The sequence below is a fragment of the Curtobacterium sp. HSID17257 genome, assembly GCF_003989515.1.
Classification (GTDB): Bacteria; Actinomycetota; Actinomycetes; order Actinomycetales; family Microbacteriaceae; genus Curtobacterium.
This window is the reverse complement of sequence record NZ_RBLU01000200.1, coordinates 1-2548: the sequence shown is the minus strand read 5'-3', so window position 1 is coordinate 2548 and position 2548 is coordinate 1. Positions and strand designations below refer to the sequence as shown.

The window sequence follows — 2548 nt, the reverse complement described above, 5'->3', positions numbered from 1 at the left end:
CCGTCGAAGACGCTCCCGTCGTCCGACCGTGCGGTGCGGGCCCGGCGGTGCGGCAGCCCGCGCGCGACGACCACGACGACCACCACCGCCACGAGCACGACGACGGCGATCCAGAGCACGGTCGTCCCGAGCGCCGGGGAGTCCAGCCCGCCGCCCGGGCGGAAGGACCCGAGCCACTCGAGCAGGTGCCGGGACGCCCGGTCCCACCACGTCGCGCGCGCACCGTCGTAGTCGGCACGGTCGAGCTCGCGTTCGAGCAGCCGACGCGCGTCGTCCGGGCTGATCGTCACGAGCCGCCCGGCCACGGCTGCTGTCCGGGCCACTGCTGCTGCTGTCCGGGCCACTGCTGCGTCGGCCAGGCCGACCCGGGGCCGGGCTGTCCCGGCCACGGGGCACGGGGGACCGCGGGTGCCGGTGCGAACGGGTCCGCCGGCGCTCCGGTCTCCAGGTGCGCTGCGATGCGCTGGTCGAGCGCCTCGGTCCGGATGCGGCGGTCGACGGCCAGGAGGGTCAGGACCGAGGCGCTCAGCACGTCGGTGACGCACTGCACGGCGATCGACAACAGCGCGCCGAGGACGATGGCCACGACGGCCCCGGCGCCGACGCCCGCTGCCGTGCCGGTCTGCCCGAGCGGGTCGAAGGCACCGATCGCCAGCGCCGTGCCGAAGGAGAGCGGGATCGAGGCGATCGACCCCGCGACCCCGAAGGCGACCTGCACCAGCAGGACGATGCCGAAGGTGCGCCAGAACGCCCCGCGGGTGAGCCGCCACGACTGCGCGGCGGCGGAGAACACGCCCCGGCCCTCGAGGGCGATCGTCGGGACGGTGAAGGCGAACCGCGTGCCCAGCCAGGCGATCACGACGAGGGCGCCGATCGCGAACAGGAAGAACGCGCCGATGAACCCGCCGATGCCGGCGCGACCCGCGGTCAGGCTCACGGCCATGCCGACGGCGATGCCGCCGAAGACCGCTGCGAGGACGAGCCCCGCGGCGAGCTGCAGCAGGATCCACGCGACGACCGGCCACCGCCGACCGGCGAGGAGTGCCCAGAGCCCGCCGAAGCTGGCGCGCCGCCCGAGGATCCGCTGCCCGGTGTCCGCCGCGACCGGGGCGACGAGGAACGCCCGGCCCAGGTAGGCCAGGAACGGCAGCCCGACCGAGAGCACGAGGAAGAGCGTCACGGTACCGGCGACGACGTCCCCGGCGCCGCTCCCGCCGGTCTCGACCGCCGACGACAACCGCGTCTGGAGCGACTGCTGGCTGAAGGTGCTCGCCAGGGTGGCGAGGAGTCCGAGCACACCGCTGAGGAGCAGGCTCCAGAGGAGCAGGACACGCGGGTTCCGACGGAACACCGTGAAGGCCCCGGCGAGCACGTCCCCGAGGCCGAGCGGTCGGAGCGGGACGACCGGCCGCTGCGGTGCGGGAGCGGGACGCCCCGGACCGGACTGCTGCTGCCACCCCTGCTGACCCGGCCACCCCTGCTGACCCGGCCACGGCTGCTGACCCGACCACCTGTCGGCCGAGGGCTGCCCCGCAGGGTGGGACGGGCCTCCCGTCCGGTCGTCGCCCCCACCGGAACCCGGAACCTGCCAGTCGGCCATCGCCGCCCCCTCGATCATGCGCAGCCGCGCAGCGGAACGCGCGACCACCCCATCATGTCGCACGAACCCCGCTCGACGGGTGCTCGGCTATCGTGACCCGTGGGTGCCGGTCCGGTACCTCCCGCCCGTCACCCGGAGTCCACGCACATGACACCGCGCATCCTCGTCGTCGACGACGACCAGGCCCTCGCCGAGATGATCGGCATCGTCCTCCGCTCCGAGGGCTACGAGCCGGCGTTCAGCGCCGACGGCAACGACGCCGTCGAGACGTTCCACAGCACGAAGCCCGACCTCGTGCTGCTCGACGTCATGCTGCCGGGGATCGACGGCATCGAGGTCTGCAAGCGGATCCGCGCCGACAGCGGTACCCCGATCATCATGCTGACCGCGAAGGGCGACACCGCCGACGTCGTCGCCGGCCTCGAGAACGGCGCCGACGACTACGTCGTGAAGCCGTTCAACCCGAAGGAGCTCGTCGCGCGCATCAAGACGCGACTGCGTCCGACGGCCGGCGACGCCTCGGTGCTGCACGCGGGCGACCTGACCGTCGACGTCGCCGCGCACGAGGTCCGTCGCGGCGAGACGGTGATCGCGCTCACGCCGCTGGAGTTCGACCTGCTCCGGGCGCTCGCCGAGAAGCCGAACCAGGTGTTCACGCGGGAGATGCTCCTCGACCAGGTCTGGGGCTACCACTACAAGGCGGACACCCGGCTCGTGAACGTCCACGTGCAGCGTCTCCGCGCGAAGATCGAGCACGACCCGGACAACCCGAAGATCGTCACGACCGTGCGCGGTGTCGGCTACCGGGCCGGAGGAGCCTGAGCACCGTGCCGTCGGCGTCGTCGGACACCAGCACCAACGGCCCGGACGTCGGGGCCAGCCGGCCCGGCGATCCGTCCGACGGCCGTCCGTCGGCGCGACCTCCGTCCGGCCAGCGGTGGCCCGGGC

The 2548-nt window shown here is 73.7% G+C and carries 2 protein-coding genes and 1 pseudogene; 1 reads left to right on the top strand and 2 read right to left on the bottom strand.

Annotated features, from left to right (window positions below; translation table 11 throughout):
- Together D8M35_RS15980 and D8M35_RS15975 are read right to left on the bottom strand one after the other, a co-directional pair.
- Positions 1 to 323, bottom strand: a pseudogene (locus D8M35_RS15980) (hypothetical protein); the annotation flags it as partial.
- On the bottom strand, positions 287 to 1600 hold the full coding sequence (locus D8M35_RS15975) for a glycerophosphoryl diester phosphodiesterase membrane domain-containing protein (protein ID WP_161972700.1): 1314 nt from the start codon (positions 1598 to 1600) through the stop codon (positions 287 to 289). The pseudogene D8M35_RS15980 and the gene D8M35_RS15975, both read right to left, overlap by 37 nt.
- Positions 1601 to 1747: 147 nt before the next feature.
- Between D8M35_RS15975 and mtrA the strand changes: the two genes are divergently transcribed.
- Positions 1748 to 2422, top strand: coding sequence for an MtrAB system response regulator MtrA (mtrA, locus tag D8M35_RS15970; RefSeq protein ID WP_126892696.1), 675 nt, complete (start codon positions 1748 to 1750; stop codon positions 2420 to 2422).
- The last annotated feature ends 126 nt before the right edge of the window (positions 2423 to 2548 follow it).